Origin of the sequence: Streptomyces caeni, from assembly GCF_042678285.1 — a bacterium.
Classification (GTDB): Bacteria; Actinomycetota; Actinomycetes; order Streptomycetales; family Streptomycetaceae; genus Streptomyces; species Streptomyces caeni.
Map to the genome: position 1 here is coordinate 80,421 of NZ_JBHUDX010000071.1, position 16,682 is coordinate 97,102.

At 72.6% G+C, this 16,682-nt stretch carries 18 protein-coding genes; 9 read left to right on the forward strand and 9 right to left on the reverse strand.

Annotated features, from left to right (window positions below; translation table 11 throughout):
• Positions 1–4: 4 nt before the first annotated feature.
• Entirely contained in the window at positions 5–709 is a 705-nt protein-coding gene (npdG, locus tag ACFSL4_RS24385) for an NADPH-dependent F420 reductase (protein WP_381086805.1), read from the reverse strand.
• A gap of 137 nt (positions 710–846) precedes the next feature.
• Between npdG and ACFSL4_RS24390 the strand changes: the two genes are divergently transcribed.
• On the forward strand, positions 847–1,449 hold the full coding sequence (locus ACFSL4_RS24390) for a hypothetical protein (protein WP_381086808.1): 603 nt from the start codon (positions 847–849) through the stop codon (positions 1,447–1,449).
• A gap of 64 nt (positions 1,450–1,513) precedes the next feature.
• Here ACFSL4_RS24390 and ACFSL4_RS24395 read toward each other — a convergent pair whose 3' ends face one another.
• The gene (locus ACFSL4_RS24395; RefSeq protein WP_381086811.1) at positions 1,514–1,744 is read right to left on the reverse strand and encodes a hypothetical protein; all 231 of its coding nucleotides are present in this window, start codon (positions 1,742–1,744) and stop codon (positions 1,514–1,516) included.
• Positions 1,745–1,804: 60 nt separating this feature from the next.
• Between ACFSL4_RS24395 and map the strand changes: the two genes are divergently transcribed.
• Positions 1,805–2,662: a type I methionyl aminopeptidase gene (map, locus tag ACFSL4_RS24400; protein WP_381086813.1), complete on the forward strand. Its 858-nt coding sequence runs from the start codon at positions 1,805–1,807 to the stop codon at positions 2,660–2,662.
• 322 nt (positions 2,663–2,984) lie between these two features.
• The gene (locus ACFSL4_RS24405) at positions 2,985–3,653 is read left to right on the forward strand and encodes a biliverdin-producing heme oxygenase (RefSeq protein WP_381086815.1); all 669 of its coding nucleotides are present in this window, start codon (positions 2,985–2,987) and stop codon (positions 3,651–3,653) included.
• Between the two features lie 127 nt (positions 3,654–3,780).
• Here the strand turns inward: ACFSL4_RS24405 and ACFSL4_RS24410 are convergent, their stop codons facing one another.
• Positions 3,781–4,470 carry a PhzF family phenazine biosynthesis protein gene (locus ACFSL4_RS24410; RefSeq protein WP_381086818.1) on the reverse strand — a complete coding sequence of 230 codons (690 nt, stop codon included), beginning with the start codon at positions 4,468–4,470 and terminating at the stop codon, positions 3,781–3,783.
• A gap of 200 nt (positions 4,471–4,670) precedes the next feature.
• On the opposite strand from ACFSL4_RS24410, the gene efeO reads away from it, so the two are divergent.
• Genes efeO through ACFSL4_RS24430 form a run of 4 tightly spaced genes read left to right on the forward strand, consistent with a single transcriptional unit; the run spans position 4,671 to position 8,937 of the window.
• Positions 4,671–5,819, forward strand: coding sequence for an iron uptake system protein EfeO (gene efeO, locus ACFSL4_RS24415; protein ID WP_381086821.1), 1,149 nt, complete (start codon positions 4,671–4,673; stop codon positions 5,817–5,819).
• A gap of 14 nt (positions 5,820–5,833) precedes the next feature.
• On the forward strand, positions 5,834–7,099 hold the full coding sequence (efeB, locus tag ACFSL4_RS24420) for an iron uptake transporter deferrochelatase/peroxidase subunit (RefSeq protein ID WP_381086824.1): 1,266 nt from the start codon (positions 5,834–5,836) through the stop codon (positions 7,097–7,099).
• Positions 7,100–7,103: 4 nt separating this feature from the next.
• A complete protein-coding gene (efeU, locus tag ACFSL4_RS24425) occupies positions 7,104–7,979 on the forward strand; it encodes an iron uptake transporter permease EfeU (protein ID WP_381086827.1) in 876 nt (291 codons plus the stop codon).
• Positions 7,936–8,937: an SCO2278 family lipoprotein gene (locus tag ACFSL4_RS24430; RefSeq protein ID WP_381086830.1), complete on the forward strand. Its 1,002-nt coding sequence runs from the start codon at positions 7,936–7,938 to the stop codon at positions 8,935–8,937. The genes efeU and ACFSL4_RS24430 overlap by 44 nt, the downstream gene beginning before the upstream one ends.
• A gap of 30 nt (positions 8,938–8,967) precedes the next feature.
• Here the strand turns inward: ACFSL4_RS24430 and ACFSL4_RS24435 are convergent, their stop codons facing one another.
• From ACFSL4_RS24435 to ACFSL4_RS24455, 5 genes are all read right to left on the reverse strand, one after another.
• The gene (locus ACFSL4_RS24435; RefSeq protein ID WP_381086833.1) at positions 8,968–9,705 is read right to left on the reverse strand and encodes a bifunctional DNA primase/polymerase; all 738 of its coding nucleotides are present in this window, start codon (positions 9,703–9,705) and stop codon (positions 8,968–8,970) included.
• 171 nt (positions 9,706–9,876) lie between these two features.
• The gene (locus ACFSL4_RS24440) at positions 9,877–10,491 is read right to left on the reverse strand and encodes a TetR/AcrR family transcriptional regulator (protein WP_381086836.1); all 615 of its coding nucleotides are present in this window, start codon (positions 10,489–10,491) and stop codon (positions 9,877–9,879) included.
• A 345-nt stretch (positions 10,492–10,836) separates the two neighbouring features.
• A complete protein-coding gene (locus tag ACFSL4_RS24445) occupies positions 10,837–11,829 on the reverse strand; it encodes a small ribosomal subunit Rsm22 family protein (protein ID WP_381086839.1) in 993 nt (330 codons plus the stop codon).
• Positions 11,830–11,841: 12 nt separating this feature from the next.
• Entirely contained in the window at positions 11,842–12,972 is a 1,131-nt protein-coding gene (locus tag ACFSL4_RS24450; RefSeq protein ID WP_381086860.1) for a serine hydrolase domain-containing protein, read from the reverse strand.
• Complete coding sequence (locus tag ACFSL4_RS24455; RefSeq protein ID WP_381086842.1) at positions 12,969–14,327, reverse strand: multidrug effflux MFS transporter; 1,359 nt, start codon at positions 14,325–14,327, stop codon at positions 12,969–12,971. Before ACFSL4_RS24455 ends, ACFSL4_RS24450 begins: the two co-directional genes overlap by 4 nt.
• Positions 14,328–14,752: 425 nt before the next feature.
• On the opposite strand from ACFSL4_RS24455, the gene ACFSL4_RS24460 reads away from it, so the two are divergent.
• Both ACFSL4_RS24460 and ACFSL4_RS24465 read left to right on the forward strand, forming a co-directional pair.
• Entirely contained in the window at positions 14,753–15,298 is a 546-nt protein-coding gene (locus ACFSL4_RS24460; protein ID WP_381086845.1) for a DoxX family protein, read from the forward strand.
• A 79-nt stretch (positions 15,299–15,377) separates the two neighbouring features.
• Positions 15,378–15,719, forward strand: coding sequence for a MazG-like family protein (locus ACFSL4_RS24465; protein WP_381086848.1), 342 nt, complete (start codon positions 15,378–15,380; stop codon positions 15,717–15,719).
• Positions 15,720–15,993: 274 nt separating this feature from the next.
• Here the strand turns inward: ACFSL4_RS24465 and ACFSL4_RS24470 are convergent, their stop codons facing one another.
• On the reverse strand, positions 15,994–16,461 hold the full coding sequence (locus ACFSL4_RS24470; protein ID WP_381086863.1) for a DUF4240 domain-containing protein: 468 nt from the start codon (positions 16,459–16,461) through the stop codon (positions 15,994–15,996).
• Between the last annotated feature and the right edge of the window lie 221 nt (positions 16,462–16,682).

Consider the following 16,682-nt stretch of genomic DNA (forward strand, 5'->3'; position numbering starts at 1 on the left):
CCCGCTATACGTCGGTGACCCGCAGACCCGCGTGTGCCTTGTACCGCCGGTTGACGGAGATCAGGTTCGCCACGAGGGACTCGACCTGGTGGGCGTTGCGCAGCCGCCCCGCGAAGATGCCGCGCATGCCGGGGACGCGGCCGGCCAGCGCCTGCACGATCTCCACGTCGGCGCGCTCCTCCCCGAGGACCATGACGTCGGTGTCGATCCGGTCGACCTCCGGGTCCTGGAGCAGCACGGCGGACAGATGGTGGAAGGCGGCGGTGACCCGCGAGTCCGGCAGCAGCGCGGCGGCCTGCTCGGCGGCGCTGCCCTCCTCGGGCTTGAGCGCGTAGGCGCCCTTCTTGTCGAAGCCGAGCGGGTTGACGCAGTCGACGACGAGTTTGCCGGCCAGTTCCTCCCGCAGGGACTGGAGCGTTGCGCCGTGGCCCTCCCACGGCACGGCGACGATCACGATGTCGCTGCGCCGGGCGGTCTCGGCGTTGTCGGCGCCCTCGACACCGTAGCCGGTCTCCTCGGCGGCGGCCCGGGCGCGTTCCGCGGCACGGGAGCCGATGATCACCTTCTGGCCGGCCCTGGCGAGCCGGTAGGCCAGGCCCTTGCCCTGCGGCCCTGTGCCGCCGAGCACGCCGACGACGAGCCCGGAGACGTCGGGGAGGTCCCAGGGGTCCTTGGCGGGGGCCTTGGGTGCACTGTCGGAAGAGGTCATGGCCAGACTCTACGGGCGATGGGCCGGGTGATGCGTGGTGCGGTTCCTGCGGCGCAGGGGTCGGCGCTTCGCCCGTGTGGGGCGAATTCGGGCGAACTCCGCGTCCTGCGCCGCCGATTGCGGCAGGATGCCCACCCATGGACGCCGTACGGGTCGCATTGCTGAGGGAAGTGCTCGCCGGGACGGAGTGGCTGGGGGCCACGCGGCGGTTCGCGGGGACGCTGCGGGGGTCCGTGGTGTCGTACGGGGGCGGGCTGCTGCTCGTGGGCACGGCGGAGCACGAGCCGTGGCATCTGGCGGCGCACCTGGTCGACGAGGCCGCGTGGTCGGGGACGCCCGAGTTGTCGCCGACGCTGGTGCGGCACGGGGCGCGGGCCTCGGATCCGGCGCATCTGGCGGTGGGGCTCGGGCGGCTGTCGGCGGCGCGGCGCGGGGAGACGCTGCTGGTGGTGTCGCCGGGCGCGCCGGGGGCAGGGCTCCTGGAGCGGGTCCACGACGCGCGGCGGGCCGGGGCCGTGGTGCTGGCGCTGGACGCCGGGGACGACGACCTGACGGCGATGGCGCACGAGGCGCTGGCGGTGCCGCAGGACACGGATCTCGATCTGGACACCGTGCAGCACCTGGTGAGCGCGGCGGCGGGGGAGAACGCGCTGCCCGCGCCGCGGGGACGCCGGCGCTTCCGGGACCGGTTGTCGCGGCTGGCCGATCAGCTGACGGCGCCGCCACCGGTGCGGTGGTAGTCGTGGGCCGTCGCGGGAGACCGCCGGGTCCGGCCCACCCGCCGGAGCGGGTGGGCGGCCGGTCTCAGTCGTCGTCCCGCTCCGCCGCGGGCGCGTCGTGCCACCGCGGGTCCGTCTCCCACTCCAGGTTCCGCTCGCGTGCCGTCTCCATCGCGTGCTCCGCCTCCCGGCGGGACGCGTACGGCCCGAAGCGGTCCTTGGCGGGGCACTCGGGGCCCTCCTCGACCTTCTGGTGGACCAGGCAGTAGAACCACTCCCCCGGCTTCCCGACCGTCCGCTTCCTGAACAGCGCCATCGCAGGAGCTCCTTTCGCCAGGGCCATGGTCCCGCACGTCCGCTGGATAGACTCGCTGACATGTCTGGCCAGTCACTGCTCGTACCAGGAGAGCTGTCTCCCACCCGTTCGGTACCCGGAAACATCCGCCGCCCCGAGTACGTCGGCAAACCGGCGCCGGCCCCGTACACCGGCCCCGAGGCGCAGTCGCCCGAGACCGTCGAGGCGATGCGGGTCGCCGGGCGGATCGCGGCGCGTGCGATGGCCGAGGCCGCGAGGATCATCGCGCCGGGTGTCACCACGGACGAACTGGACCGGGTCGCCCACACGTACATGTGCGACCACGGCGCCTATCCGTCGACGCTGGGCTACCGCGGTTTCCCCAAGTCGCTGTGCACGTCGGTCAACGAGGTGATCTGCCACGGCATCCCGGACTCCACGGTGCTGCGCGACGGCGACATCGTCAACCTGGACGTGACGGCGTACATCGGCGGCGTGCACGGCGACACCAACGCCACATACCTGGTCGGGGACGTGGACGAGGAGTCGCGGCTGCTCGTCGAGCGCACCCGTGAGGCTCTCGACCGGGCGATCAAGGCCGTCAGGCCAGGCCGCCAGATCAACGTCATCGGGCGGGTCATCGAGTCGTACGCGAAGCGGTTCGGCTACGGCGTCGTGCGGGACTTCACCGGGCACGGGATCAACTCGTCGTTCCACTCCGGGCTGATCATCCCGCACTACGACAGCCCGCACGCGACCACCGTGCTGCAACCGGGGATGACCTTCACCATCGAGCCGATGCTCACGCTGGGGACGCACGAGTACGACATGTGGGACGACGGCTGGACCGTGGTGACGAAGGACCGCAGGCGCACGGCCCAGTTCGAGCACACCCTGGTCGTCACGGCCACGGGCGCGGACGTCCTGACCCTCCCCTAGGGGGTGTTTCGAAAGTCCTGTGCGGTGTCCGCGGTGTCCGGTGCGTGCTCTCGGCGTGCCGGACGAAAGCCCTCGTACCGGACGTACTTGAGGTTTCGGCCGGTGCGGCGAGTGGGGGCGCCCCCTGCTCGAAGAGCCCGGGGGCGCGTGCCGGGCGCCGTGGGTGCTGTGCCGGACTTTCGAAACACCCCCTAGCCCCGGCCGCGCGGGCGGGGCGCGGCAGTGCGCCGCGTCCACCGGGTGGGCGGTGTGCTGTGGGCTGCGCCGCGTGATCCGGAGTAGGGTTTTACCGACGAGGTGTCGGCAAAACCGTGGAGGCCCGATGCAGACGCCGGACCCGGACCGCGCGGCGTTCTCCTCGCTCATCCGTGACGCGTCGCACGAGCAGCACACGGAGGCGGAGACCTCGGCGTTCATGAGCGACCTGCTCGGCGGCAGGCTGGGGGTCGACGCGTACGCGCGGTACACCGAGCAGCTGTGGTTCGTGTACGAGGCGCTGGAGACCGGCGGAGAACGGCTGGCCGGGAACCCGGTGGCCGGGCCCTTCCTGCGGCCGGAGCTGCTGCGGCTGCCGTCGCTGGAGCGGGACCTCGCGCATCTGCGCGGCCCGGGCTGGCGGGCGGGCCTCACGGCGCTGCCCGCGACACGGGCGTACGCGACACGGGTGCGGGAGTGTGCCGAGCGATGGCCCGCCGGATACGTCGCCCACCACTACACCCGCTATCTGGGCGACCTCTCCGGCGGCCAGATCATCCGCGACAGGGCCGAGAAGACATGGGGCTTCGCCCGGAAGGGCGACGGGGTCCGGTTCTACGTGTTCGACGGGATCCCCAGCCCGGCCGCGTTCAAGAGGGGTTACCGGGCGCTCCTGGACGGGATCCGGGCGGACGACCTGGAGAAGCAGCGGGTCATCGCCGAGTGCAAGCGGGCGTTCGCGCTGAACACCGAGGTCTTCCGGGCCCTGGGCGAGGAGTTCCGGCTGAGCGCCTGAGCGCTCCGCCGGAAGTCCGGTACGTCATCCGCGGGGCACGATGGGGGTCCCCTGCTCGAACGGGTCGAGAGCTTGGGGGGAGGCCGGCCGCGCCCATGCGGCGGAGCCGCACACCGCTCGGCGACGGTCAGCGCTCCAGGAACACCCGTCCCCCCACCTCCACCCAGCCCTCCGGCTGCGGTGCCGTCAGGATCTGCGAGCCCGCCCCCTGGACGATGTTGAGCGCGCGGCCCAGCCGGGCCGTGAGCAGCAGGGCCGCCGCGCCGCTCGCCTCGTCCTCGTCGACGCCCCCGGTGCAAGCACCGGATCCACTGGAGCGGCTGACGCCGCGCTCATCCATACGGCCGGGGAAGGCCCGGGCGCGGACGCGGCCGGCGGGCTCGTCCTCCCACGCCCAGGCGTAGATCCAGTCGCCTGGGGGCGGCACCGGCAGGGCGTCCACCTCGGCGGCCGTCGGGTACTGGCGCAGGGTGCGCGGCGGGGCCCACTCCGGGCGGGCCTCGATCCAGCTGAACTCGCCGTCCAGGCGGGTGCCCACCACCCCGGCCGGTGTGACGAGTTCGGGCACGTCGAGCAGCCAGGCCGTGCCCACGCAGGGGTGCCCGGCGAACGGCAGCCGCAGCGTCGGCGTGTAGATGTCGATGACGCCGCGCTCGGGGTCGTCGACGAAGACGGTCTCGCTGAAGCCGAGCTTCGCGGCGAACGCCTGCCGCTCGTCACGTCCGGGGAGCGTCGAGCCGTCGCGGACGACGCCGAGTTCGTTGCCGTATCCACCGCCCGGTCCGCAGAAGACGCGCAGCACGTCGTAGTCAGTCACGCGGGCATTCAAGCATCCCGCGGACGGCCGGCGGGGCCGGTGGGCCGCCCCCGCGGGCAGGGCGACTGAAGGGTGTGGGATCCAGATCACGTGTCCGGGGGATGGGCAGGTGAGGTAAGGCTCAGGTAACTTAGGCAAGCCTCACCACACCGCGTGGCTCCCTCCGCGCGATGTGCCGCCGTCCGTTCCCTGGAGCATGCATGCGAGCCGTCCGACTCTCCGTCGTCACCGCCGCCGCCACCGCGGCCGCCCTGACCGCCGTCACGGGGTGCACGGAGAAGAGCAGCGCCGAAGGCGGCGACCGCGTGATCACCGTCACCGCGACGGACGACGCCTGCAAGGTGTCGAAGAAGCGGTTCCCGGCCGGGCACATCGAGCTCGACATCGAGAACAGGGGCTCCAAGGTCACCGAGGTCTACATCCTCTTCCCGGACGACCGGGTCGTCGCCGAGCGCGAGAACATCGGTCCCGGCACCAAGCAGAAGGTCACCGCCGAGGTGAAGGCGGGCAGCTACCGGATCGCCTGCAAGCCCGGCATGAAGGGCAAGGGCATCCGCCAGGACGTCACGGCCACCGGCGGCAGCACCGCCGCCCGCGACCCCCGCCTGGACCGAGCCGTCGCCGCCTACCGCCGGTACGTACAGCAGCAGGCCGACGACACGCTGCCCCGCGTCGAGGCGTTCGCGAAGGCGGTCGAGGACGGTGACCTGGCGGCCGCGAAGAAGGCGTACGCGACCTCCCGCATCGGCTGGGAGCGCACGGAGCCCGTCGCCGAGTCCTTCGGCGACATCGACCCTAAGGTCGACGTCCGCGCCGACGGCCTGGAGCAGGGCCAGAAGTGGACCGGCTGGCACCGCCTGGAGAAGGCCCTGTGGGCGGACGGCAAGCTCGGCACCGAGGAGAAGGCCCTCGCCGGCCGGCTCGTGACGGACCTGAAGGACTGGCAGGAGCGGGTCGGCAAGGCCGAGATCACCCCGACGTCCATGGCCAACGGCGCCAAGGAACTGCTCGACGAGGTCGCCACCGGCAAGGTCACCGGCGAGGAGGAGCGCTACTCGCACACCGACCTGGTCGACTTCAAGGCCAACGTCGAGGGCGCGCAGAAGGCGTACGAACTCCTCAGGCCCGTCGCGCAGAAGAACGACGCGGCCCTGGCCAAGGAGCTCGACCGGCAGTTCGCGGCGCTGAACACGCTGCTCGACACGCACCGCACGAAGGGGACGGACGCGGCGCAGTACGACTTCGTCTCCTACGACAAGGTCGGCGCCGGCGACCGCAAGGAACTGTCGGACGCGGTCAACGCGCTCGCGGAGCCGCTGTCGAAGCTCGCCGCCGCCGTCGCGAAGTGAGGGAGACCCGGATCATGACGGACACGACGACGTCGGGCACCGCCTCCCCGGCACCCTCCCGGCGCGCGCTGATCGGCTGGGGCGGGGCGGGCCTCGCGCTCGGCGCCGCCGTGGCCGGCGGCGCGGTGGCCGCGACCCGCGTCGGCGACGACGCGGAACCGGCCGGTGCCGCGACGGGCGGCGCGGTCGGCTTCCACGGCGCCCACCAGGCGGGCATCGCGACGCCGGTGCAGGACCGGCTGCACTTCGCCGCGTTCGACGTGAAGACCGGCGACCGCGCCGAGTTCGTCCGGATGCTCAAGGACTGGACCGAGGCCGCGCGGCGGATGACCGCGGGCAGGGCGGTCGGCGAGGGCGCGTTCGGCGGGCTCGCCGAGGCGCCGCCGGACGACACCGGCGAGGCGCTGGGCCTCAAGCCGTCACGGCTCACACTGACGATCGGCTTCGGGCCGTCCTTCTTCCAGAAGTTCGGGCTCGCGGACAAGCGGCCCGAGGCCCTGGTGGACCTGCCCGCGTTCCCCGGCGACAATCTCGACAAGTCCCGCACCGGCGGCGACCTGTGCGTCCAGGCCTGCGCGGACGACCCCCAGGTCGCCGTGCACGCGATCCGCAACCTGGCCCGCATCGGATTCGGCAGGGTCGCCGTCCGCTGGTCCCAGCTCGGCTTCGGCAAGACCTCGTCGACGACCCCGGACGCCCAGACCCCGCGCAACCTCTTCGGGTTCAAGGACGGCACCCGCAACATCGCCGGCACGCAGACGGACCGGCTGAAGAAGTTCGTATGGGTCGCGGACGGAGACGGACCGGCGTGGATGGCGGGCGGCTCGTACCTCGTCGCCCGGCGCATCCGCATGAACATCGAGACCTGGGACCGCACCTCGCTGCAGGAACAGGAGGACGTCTTCGGCCGCAGCAAGGGCGAGGGCGCCCCCGTCGGCAGGGCGAAGGAGCACGACGAGCCGTTCCTGAAGGCGTTGAAACCCGACGCGCACGTCCGCCTCGCGCACCCCGACGCCAACAACGGCATCACGATCCTGCGGCGGGGCTACTCCTTCACCGATGGCACGGACGGGCTCGGCCGCCTCGACGCGGGCCTGTTCTTCCTCGCCTACCAGCGCGACCCGCGCAAGGGCTTCATCCCGCTGCAGCGCAGGCTGTCGGCATCGGACGCGCTCAACGAGTACATCCAGCACGTGGGTTCGGCCGTCTTCGCCGTACCGCCCGGCGTCCGCGACAAGGACGACTGGTGGGGCCGGACGCTACTGACCGAGGAGGCGTAGTCAGTTGTTCTCCAACTATCTGATCGGTCTGCGCGAGGGCCTGGAAGCCAGCCTCGTCGTCGGCATCCTGATCGCCTATCTGGTCAAGACGGGCCGGCGGGACGCGCTGAGGCCCATCTGGACCGGCATCGGCATCGCGGTGACCATCGCGCTGGCCTTCGGCTGCCTCCTCGAATTCGGCTCCCAGGAGCTGACGTTCGAGGCGCAGGAGGCGCTCGGCGGCTCCCTGTCGGTCCTCGCGGTCGGCCTGGTGACGTGGATGGTCTTCTGGATGCGGCGCACCGCCCGGCATCTGAAGTCGGAACTGCACGGCAAGCTGGACGCGGCCCTGCGGATGGGCACGGGCGCGCTGGTGGCCACCGCGTTCCTGGCCGTGGGCCGGGAGGGCCTGGAGACCGCGCTGTTCGTGTGGGCGTCGGTGCACGCCGCGAGCGACGGCACCCCGCGCCCGCTGATCGGTGTCGCCCTGGGCCTGGCCACCGCGGTCCTGCTGGGCTGGCTGTTCTACCGCGGCGCCCTGCGGATCAACCTCGCCAAGTTCTTCACCTGGACCGGCGGCATGCTGGTCGTCGTCGCCGCGGGCGTGCTCGCCTACGGCTTCCACGACCTGCAGGAGGCCGACTGGATCCCGGGTCTGACGAACCTGGCCTTCGACATCAGCGGCACCGTCCCGCCGGACAGCTGGTACGGCACCCTGCTGAAGGGCGTCTTCAACTTCCAGCCCGATCCGACGGTCCTCCAGGTCACGGTGTGGGCTCTGTACCTGGTCCCGACGCTCACGATCTTCCTCGCCCCGGTAGGGTTCGCCTCCGGGAAGGGGGAGGTGAAGGTCACTGATGAGCAGGGATCGCGGGGATCACAGCCCTCGAACGCTTCGTAGTCCGGGCCGGTTCGCCCGGGCCGCGGCCGCGGCGACCGTGGTGTCCTTGACGGCGAGCGGCTGTGTCGTGGTGCACGGCGAGCGGAAGGTCGTGCCGACGGCGACACACGCCGAGGCCGCCCGCGCCCTCAAGGACTTCCTCCGCGCGTACAACAAGGCGGACAAGGGCTACGACCGTTCCCAGGACGCGGACCGGGTCACCGGCGCGCTCGCCGACATCGACGCCGGCAAGCTCGCGGCGGGCCACCGCAACCACCCCGACGGCAACCCGGACCACTCCCCGCTGAAGCTGGCCGACGCGACGTTCACGATCCCCGAGAAGGCGGGCTGGCCGCGCTGGTTCGTCGTCGACGCCAGCGCCAACAAGGGCCGCCCCGATGCCCGTTGGCTGCTCGTCTTCACCCGGTCCGATCCGGGCGAGGTGTGGGCGGTGTCGTATCTGACGATCGTCGCGTCCGGTGACGTACCGCAGTTCAAGAAGGACCAGGACGGCTGGGCCGAGCCGGTGCCCGCGGACGACGCGGCGCTCGCGGTGCAGCCGCGCCGTCTCGGCTCCGCGTACACCGCCTATCTGAAGGACGGCGGGGACACCTTCGCGCCGGGCACGCACACCTCGCAGTGGCGGGCCGCGCGGCTGAGGAACGCGAGCAAGCCGGGCCTGGCCCGGCAGTACATCGACGAGCCGCTGACCGACGGCGACTACGCGCCGTTGGGACTGCGCACGACGGACGGCGGCGCGCTGGTGTTCTTCGTCACCCACCGCTACGAGAAGCAGACGGCGGCGCAGGGCGTGAACATCAATGTCACCGACCCGAACATCAAGGCGCTGATGACCGGCGAGGTCAAGCAGTCCCTGACGCTGGAGTTCGTCTCCAACCAGGCGGTGCTGGACCCGCCGAAGGGTCAGGTGAAGGTCCTCAGCCGGGTGGAGGGGCTGACGGGCGCGAAGGGGGAGTAGGGGACGTGAGGGGAGGGGCGCCGCCGGGCCTCAGCCCCGGTGGGGCCAGGCCGCGAGCTCGTCCTCCGTGTCGTCCCCCGCGTAGCGCGTGCAGACGTCCGTCAGCACCTCCAGCAGGCTCAGCGGGTCCGGCAGCTCGTGCTCCGGGCCCCGTACCCAGGCGACCGTCAGCTCACCGGGCAACTGCGCGGGCGGCAGGAGCACATACGAGCCCCGGCAGTGCCAGCGCAGCCCCGGGTGCTCGTCCATCGTCTCGGGGTGGCAGTCCAGTTCGCACGGCCACCACTCGTCCTCGTCCTCGGGGGTGCCTCGGGTCAGTGTGAAGAACAGCATGCGTCCGTCGCCGGTCACGGCGACCGGCCCCACCTCGACACCGGAGGCGAGCAGCCGCTCCAGGGCCTCGTCGCCGGCCCTGTGCGGAACGTCGAGCACGTCGTGCACCATCCCGGTGGCGGTGATGAAGTTCGCCTCGGGCTGGTGCCGGGCCCAGCGCTCGATCTGCGCCCGGTCCGTGGTGGACTGCGTCTGCCACGCGAAGGAGACGGGGTGCCGGGCGGGGGTGGGACAGCCGACGCGGTCGCACGAGCAGCGGTAGCCCACCGGGTGCGCGGCTGGTGCGAGGGGCAGCCCCGCGGCGGCCGCGGCCAGCAGCATCGCCTCACGGCCACCGTCGCCGGCGTCCTCCACGAGACGGGCGGGACGGCGTCCGCGCAGCCACTGGGAGATCCTGCCCTGCACGCTCGTGCGACGGCCGAACCCTGCGCTCATCTATCCCCTCGCCTCACAGCAGTTGTGCGGACAGCATGCCTCATGGTCCCACCATCCTGCGGCACGGGTGACCGCAGTCCCCATCCGGGGTAGGTGGGGCGATGCCAACCGCGGACCGGGATCGGGTGACATGACAGGATTTCCCGTGGAGTGTCCCACCGGTCAGGGCGGTCAGCGGGGGGCCAGGCCGTGGAGCGCGTAGTCGACGAGGGTGTCCGTGTACGCGTAAGTGATCGGGCCGGTGCGCTGCAGCCAGCGCTGGGCGAGCGGGGAGAGAAACAACTCCAGGGCGATGCGCGGGTCGACGTCGGGGCGCACGGCACCCGCCTCCTGGGCGGAGCGCAACCGCCGGGCGTACAACCCGAGCTGCGGTTCGAGCAGCCCCGCGACGAACTCGGCGCCGAGCCGGGGGTTGACCAGGCCCTCGGCGGCGAGGGCACGGGCTGGGGCCTCGAAGCGGGGGTCGTGGAGTTCGTCGACGGTGGCGCGCAGCACGAGCTTGAGGTCGGCGGCCAGGTCTCCGGTGTCGGGGAGGGCGTCCGGCCGCTGCCCGGCCTCCCGTGCGGCCCGCTCCCCGAGGTCCAGGAACGCCTCCAGCAGCACGTCGGCCTTGGACGACCACCACCGGTAGATGGTCTGCTTGCCCACTCCGGCCCGCGCGGCGATCCCCTCGACCGTGGTCCTCGGATACCCGACCTCCGCGACGAGCGCGAGCGCGGCGTCGTGGATGGCGCGGCGCGATGCCTCACTGCGGCGGGAGGCGTCGGGGACGGGTTTCTCGGCCATGCGGCGAATCTACCAGGGGGACAAGACGGGACGTCTCGTCCGCGGGCGGTGGGTACGCGGGCTGGGCGGCCGGTCCGCCGGGAGCGGGGACCGCGCCCGGTCCGCAGGGGGACCGGGCCGGCCGCACCACCCGGAGCCGCGTGAGGACACCCCCGCCCGCCGGGCCGCGTGCCTGAGCACTCCGCGGGCAGTCCCGTGCGTCACCCGTGGATGCGATGGGGGTCCCCCTCGAACGTGGTCGAGAGCTTGGGGGTGGCCGGTCGCGCCCGCGCGGCCGGCCGCATGCCGACGCAGCCCCGCGCCCCTTCGGACGCCGCCGGAGCGCACCGGACTTCGCCGGACCCCTCAGTGCGCCGGGGCCGGCGGCCAAGGCTCGCCCCAGTCCGTGTCGCGGGCCGCACGGTAGTGGGGACCGTGGCGCTTGGTCACCGTCTCGCGGTGCAGGGAGCGGTCCGGGCCGCACAGGTCGAGGAGGACCTGGCCCTTGCGGATCTGCGGCCTGCGGACGACCCGTGAGGGGGCCGGCGCCACCGGGAAGCGGGCCGCGGCGACATAGCTGAACTTCTCGTCCTCGTACGCCAGCGAGCCGCCCTTGACCTGCCGGTGCAGCGAGGAGCGGCTGACCCGGGCCGAGAAGTGGCACCAGTCCTCGCCGGGGACGATGGGGCAGGCCGCGCTGTGCGGGCAGGGCGCGGCAACGCGGAAGCCGGCGCCGATGAGGTGGTCACGGGCCTCGATGACGCGGGCGTAGCCCTCCGGCGTGCCGGGCTCGACGACCACGACGGCCCGGGCGGCCGCGGCCGCGGTCTCGACCACCGAGGCGCGGTCCGCCTCGGTGAGCTCGCCGAGGACGTAGGAGATCGTGACGAGATCGGTGCTCTCGACGGTGAGCGCCGATCCGATACGGGAGCGCCGCCACTCGGCGTCCTTCAGCGCCGGGTTCGCGGCGGCGATCTCCCGGCCCAGGGCGAGGGCGGGCTCGGCCCAGTCGAGCACGGTGACCGGCCGCCGCCCCTCCCAGGTCGCGCTCACGGCCCAGGTCGCCGCCCCGGTCCCGCCGCCGATGTCCACATGGCCGGCCGGCGCCCAGCCGGGGACGGCGGCGGCGAACGCGTCCAGCGCCGCACACACCGCCTCGAAGGTCGCGGGCATCCGGTACGCGGCGTAGGCGGCCACGTCCGCGCGGTCCCGCAGCACGGGCGCGCCGGTGGGGGTCCGTCCCCGGTAGCTGGCGATCAGCCGGTCCACGGCCTGGCCGGCCTGCTTGGGTGCAAGCCCGTCGAGCAGCCCGGAGAGGGCGGCGCGGAGGCTGTCGGCCGGGGAGACGGGAGCGTTCACCGGGAAATTCTCTCAGGTCCCGCGCACCGCTCGCGCCAGCCGGTCCGCCGCCGCCGCCCGCGGCCGGCTGTCCGGTGCCCGGCGGCGCGGGTGGACCGTGTTCGCCAGCAGGACGAGGAAGGTGTCCGTCGCCGGGTCCAGGACCAGCGACGTGCCCGTGAAGCCGGTGTGGCCGGCCGCGCCCCGGCCCGACAGCTCCCCCATGAACCAGGGCTGGTCGACCGCGAAGCCCAGCCCGGGCGGGGTGAGCATCAGTTCCACGAAGTCGGGGCCCAGGATGCGCGCGGGGCCGTACGAGCCGCCGGCCAGCAGGGTGCGGCAGAAGACCGCCAGGTCGCGCGCGGTCGAGAAGAGGCCCGCGTGCCCGGCCACCCCGCCCAGCGCCCACGCGTTCTCGTCGTGGACCACGCCCCGCAGCATCCCCCGGTCCGCCTTCGCCCACGGCCGCCGCTGGTCCTCCGTCGCCGCCGCGCCCGGGCACGGTCCGAAGCCCGTCGCCGTCATCCCGAGCGGCCGGGTGATCCCGTCCCGGACGAGCACGTCGAGGGTGCGCCCGGTGAGACGTTCCAGAAGGTGCTGCAGGATCAGCGGGTTCAGGTCCGAGTAGCAGTACGCGCCGGGCTCGCCCACCGGCACCTGAGCCCGCAGCGCGGCGATCCGTGCCGCGTCGGACGGGCAGTCGTACAGCGGCAGTTCGGGTTGCAGCCCGGAGGTGTGGGTCAGCAGCTGGCGCACGGTGATGCCGTGCTCGGCCGCCGCCTGGAAGTCCGGCAGGTACGCCCCCACGCGCGCGTCGATGCCCAGCGTGCCGCGCTCCAGCTGCTGCACCGCGGCGACCGCGGTGAACAGCTTGGTGAGCGACGCGAGGTCGAAGGGCGTGTCCAGGGTCATCGGCACCCGCGCCGCGGGCGGCAGTCCGACGCCCCGGTCCGTCTCCGCGTCGTACGCGGTGTACCGGACCGCCCAGCCGGCCGCCTCCTCGACGGCGATCACCGGGCCGCGGCCGGCGATCACCACGGCGCCCGCCGCCCAGGGACGCTCCCCGCCGACGGCGTCGCGGACGCCGCGCACGAGAAGACGCAGTTCCTCCGGATCGAGCCCGGCCTTCTCCGGGGTGTCGACGCGCAGTCTCGGTGCGCTCAGCTCTCCTCCCCCACGCTCTGGGCGGGGCCCGGGCCGGGGGTGCCCCCGCCCTTCGCGCCCGCACGTGCTGTCCAGGGACGGCACAGTGCCACGAAGCAGGTGACGGCCACCAGCGCCGCCGCCAGTTGGACGACGGCCATCGGGACGGCGGTCCTCTCGCCGGCGATCCCGACGAGCGGTGAGGTGACGGCGGCGATGAGGAAGGAGGACGTGCCCAGCAGCGCCGACGCGGAGCCGGCGTGGCGCCGGGTGCGCATCAGCGCCATCGTCTGGGTGTTCGGCAGCGTGATCCCCATCGCCGACATGAGCACGAAGAGGGCGGCGGCGACCGGTGCGAGGCCCACGTCGCCGAGGACGCCCGTGGACATCAGCAGCAGCGCGGTCGCGGCGAGCGTGACGGCCAGGAGGCCGATGGCCAGCACCCTGTCGAGGCTGACGCGGCCGACCAGCACCTTGCCGTTGATCTGCCCGGCGATCACCAGCCCCACGGAGTTCAGGCCGAACAGCAGGCTGAAGGTCTGCGGGGATGCGCCGTAGATCTCCTGGACGACGAAGGGGGACGCGGACACGTACGCGAACAGCGCCGCGAAGGTGAAGCCGCCGACGAGCGTGTAGCCGGTGAAGACGCGGTCGGCCAGCAGGATCCGCAGGGAGCGCAGGGCCGTGTCCCCTCCCCCGCCGTGCCTTCCGTCCGGAGCGCGGGTCTCGGGCAGTTTCGCCCAGACCAGCGCCGTGAGCGCGGCCCCCACGGCCGTCAGGACGACGAAGACGCCGCGCCAGTCCGTGATGCGCAGGATCTGACCGCCGATCAGCGGGGCGACGATCGGCGCGAGCCCGGAGATCAGCATGAGCGTGGAGAAGAACCGGGCCATCGTCACACCGTCGTACAGATCCCGGACGACGGCACGCGCGATCACGATGCCGGCCGCGCCCGCGAGTCCCTGCACCAGCCGGAACGCGACGAGGGCGGCGGCCGTGGGCGCGAGCGCGCACAGCGCGGTGGCGACCACGTAGACGGCGAGGCCGGCGAGCAGCGGGCGCCTGCGGCCCCACCGGTCGCTCATCGGGCCCACCAGGAGCTGTCCCAGCGCCATGCCCGCGAGACAGGCGGTGAGGGTGAGCTGCACGGTCGCGGCGGACGTGTGCAGGGACGTGGTGACCTGCGGCAGGGACGGGAGGTACATGTCCATCGCCAGCGGGGGTGTGGCGGTGAGCCCGCCCAGGATGAACGTCACCAGGAGACCGGTGCGGCGGAGGCCGGGACCGCTCCGCGCGGGGCGCGCGGCGGACGCGGGGGCGGGTATGTGACCCTGCGGCCCTTCCTGGTCGTGCGTGGTACGGCCACGCTCGGGCATCTGCCCCTCCCTCTTCGTACGGCGTGCCGCCCATGTTCTCAGTTCCTGCGGGGTGACAGGGCGGTGTACCAAGGGGCGGACGAACCGTCAACCGTTCAACCTACACAAACGGAATGTCCAACTCCGCACCATTCCGACACGTAACGGGCTTATGCTCGACACTCCTCCACTGGAGCTTCACAGTTGGGGCACGGAGGTTCCGCCGACCGTACCAGGGGGGTGGCAGCCGTTCCGCGGTCCGGGAGGGGGTGTGACCCGCGTGGGACCGCGGGGTGCGCGCCGGACCGCGGAACGGCTGCCCGTATGGCCGCCCGGGGCGCTCGCCACCCGAACGGCGCCGCCGACGGGCCGGGCGGGTGCGGACGGTGGGACGGTGGGAACGGGGAGAAGACCCTGCCTGCCGACCGGCTGCCCCGGGAGTGACCGTGACCTGTACCGAGCGACGTGACGTGGGACTGCTGCTGCTCAGGCTGGGCACCGGCGGAGTGCTGGCCGCACACGGGGCGCAGAAGCTCTTCGGCTGGTTCGGCGGGGGCGGGATCGAGGGAACCGGGCAGTTCATGGAGTCCGTGGGCTACCGGCCGGGCAGGGCGAGCGCGCGTGCGGCGGGGCTCGCGGAGACAGGCGGCGGCACACTGCTGGCGCTGGGCCTGGCGACACCGGTGGCGGGCGCCGCGGCGGCCGGCGCGATGGCGGGGGCGGCGGCGGTGCACATGCCGAACGGGTTCTTCGCCCAGAGCGGCGGCTACGAGCACGCGGCGTCGCTCGGCCTCACGGCGGCGGGCCTGGCGGTCACCGGCCCCGGCCGCCTCTCCCTGGACTCGGCGCTCGGCCACGCCGTGAACCGCGGCTGGATGGTCCCGGCGGCGTTCGCGGTGACGGCGGCGGTCACAGCCGTGGTGGTGGGGGCGCGGAACAGGCGGGTGCGCCGGAGGGAAGAGGGGGAGCAGGAGGCCCTGTTCGAGGAGTAGGCCACCGCACGACAGGCTGCCGCGTGACAGGCCGCCTCATGACAGGCCGTGGCAGGCCGCCGCATGGCAGGCTGCCGGTATGACTGAGCTCGACGGGTCCGCGGACCTCTGGGAGTCGATCGCCCGGCTGCACGCGTGGCTCGACGCGCACCGCACGCACGAGGGCGCGGAGGGCCTGCTGCTGCGCGTGCTGAAGCTGTCGGAGGAGGTCGGCGAGGTCGCGCAGGCCGTGATCGGCGCGACCGGCCAGAACCCCCGCAAGGGCACGACGCACCGCTGGGAGGACGTCCAGGCGGAGCTGTGCGACGTGGTCATCACCGCCCTGGTCGCGCTGCGCACCCTGACCCCGGATGCGCGCGAGGTCTTCACCGCCCATCTGACGAGGGTCACCCGGCGCTCACTCGGCTCCCCCGCCCCCTGAGCCGCCGGAGTCCGAGTCCCTCGCCGCCGCGGGCGGCCCGGAGAGCCACCCCGGCGCCGGCGTGAACGAACGGCGAGGCCGAGGCTTCTTCTTCCCCATGCTCTCCATGATGGACATCCTCCCGGGTCAGAGCCCCTGATCTCGGATGTCCGTCAAAGCGGATCGAGCCCAGACATTTGAAGACAACTCCTAGGCAAACTAGCAGGCAGCACTGGCGACGGCCCCGGCACCAGGAGGACCGACCTACGAGATCTCCATCAAGCGGCAGTCCACCTCAGCTCCCCAGGTTCGGCCATCCATCCCTGTTGGAGTAGCTCTCGAAGCAGTACCGGGTTGAGCGGTCCCACTCCTTCCCGGTAGCGAGTTCGTATGCCTGATCCGGCACATACAGCAGCCACTCCCCGTCAAACTCGGTGGAGGTGTACGGGGCGAACTTGTCGACGTCGAAGAAGACGCTTTCCCATACGACTTGTCCTGCGGCGACGACAGCGCAACGGGCGTACAGGAACCCGTCGGCAGACTGCGGGAAGGGCCTGCCGTTCCGGCCTGCCATGTCGGTGACAGGAAGCATCCCGAACCTCTCTTGGTCCAGACGGTAGAGAGCCTCGGCATGTCGTTCCGCGAAGCGGATGATGTCAGGGACGGAACAGCGACTCAGCTCCTCGGCCAGGCGCTGGCAACTCGCTTGCGTGGCTTTGCCGTTCAGGGTGGCTGTCAGCGTCCAGAAGGCGGCCCATGTCATTCTCACTGGCGCAGGATGCCAGAGCCGTCTGACATCTACGGCTGACATCAACGAGGCCAGACGGCGGCATACAGCAGCACCCCCGGGCGACCGCCGGACCAGCCGTCGACGGCCCCAGGGGCGGGTGTTGATCGAACTCCTGAAGCGGTGATCGCTCGACCCACCGTTGCGGGCGGGCGCAGGCCACCAGTGCGCTGCCGTCTTCGGTGAAGTAGATCAGG

Bases quoted from the DNA above. Each gene is read 5' to 3' on its own strand.
- efeO (WP_381086821.1), top strand. From the start codon at position 4,671: ATGCGAGCCGTCCGACTCTCCGTCGTCACCGCCGCCGCCACCGCGGCC.
- ACFSL4_RS24435 (WP_381086833.1), bottom strand. From the start codon at position 9,705: ATGAGCGCAGGGTTCGGCCGTCGCACGAGCGTGCAGGGCAGGATCTCC.
- map (WP_381086813.1), top strand. From the start codon at position 1,805: ATGTCTGGCCAGTCACTGCTCGTACCAGGAGAGCTGTCTCCCACCCGT.
- ACFSL4_RS24430 (WP_381086830.1), top strand. From the start codon at position 7,936: ATGAGCAGGGATCGCGGGGATCACAGCCCTCGAACGCTTCGTAGTCCG.
- ACFSL4_RS24465 (WP_381086848.1), top strand. From the start codon at position 15,378: ATGACTGAGCTCGACGGGTCCGCGGACCTCTGGGAGTCGATCGCCCGG.
- ACFSL4_RS24405 (WP_381086815.1), top strand. From the start codon at position 2,985: ATGCAGACGCCGGACCCGGACCGCGCGGCGTTCTCCTCGCTCATCCGT.
- ACFSL4_RS24395 (WP_381086811.1), bottom strand. From the start codon at position 1,744: ATGGCGCTGTTCAGGAAGCGGACGGTCGGGAAGCCGGGGGAGTGGTTC.
- ACFSL4_RS24390 (WP_381086808.1), top strand. From the start codon at position 847: ATGGACGCCGTACGGGTCGCATTGCTGAGGGAAGTGCTCGCCGGGACG.
- ACFSL4_RS24470 (WP_381086863.1), bottom strand. From the start codon at position 16,461: ATGACATGGGCCGCCTTCTGGACGCTGACAGCCACCCTGAACGGCAAA.
- npdG (WP_381086805.1), bottom strand. From the start codon at position 709: ATGACCTCTTCCGACAGTGCACCCAAGGCCCCCGCCAAGGACCCCTGG.
- ACFSL4_RS24440 (WP_381086836.1), bottom strand. From the start codon at position 10,491: ATGGCCGAGAAACCCGTCCCCGACGCCTCCCGCCGCAGTGAGGCATCG.
- ACFSL4_RS24455 (WP_381086842.1), bottom strand. From the start codon at position 14,327: ATGCCCGAGCGTGGCCGTACCACGCACGACCAGGAAGGGCCGCAGGGT.
- efeB (WP_381086824.1), top strand. From the start codon at position 5,834: ATGACGGACACGACGACGTCGGGCACCGCCTCCCCGGCACCCTCCCGG.